Genomic DNA, 371 nt, shown 5'->3' with positions numbered 1-371 from the left:
CCCAGCTGCGTTGGCTTGGCCCTGAAAAGGGCGTGGAGCATATGGCCATCGGCGCGGTGCTCTCCGCGTTGTGGGATATCAAGGCCAAGCGTGCGGGCAAGCCGTTGTGGCTGCTGCTGGGCGAGATGGAGCCGGAGGAGCTGGTCTCCACGCTCGATTTCCGCTACATGACCGACGCCCTGCGCCCTGAGGAAGCCGTTGCGATTCTCAAAGAGGGTCAGAAGGGCAAGGCCGAGCGTATCAAGCACCTGCTGGAGGTCGGTTACCCCGGCTATTCAACCGCTCCCGGTTGGCTCGGCTACTCGGATGAGAAGATGGTGGCCCTCGCCAAGGAGGAGACGCAGGTCAAGGGCTTCAAGCAGATCAAGCTC

At 62.5% G+C, this 371-nt stretch carries 1 pseudogene; it reads left to right on the top strand.

The annotated features are described in order from the left end of the window. Positions 1-371: pseudogene (locus EIK80_RS25155) on the top strand (fuconate dehydratase); the annotation flags it as partial.

The organism is Caulobacter sp. 602-1, from assembly GCF_003931565.1.
Taxonomy (GTDB): Bacteria; Pseudomonadota; Alphaproteobacteria; order Caulobacterales; family Caulobacteraceae; genus Caulobacter.
The sequence above is the reverse complement of the archived record's forward strand: the minus strand, read 5'-3'. Positions and strand labels throughout refer to the sequence as shown.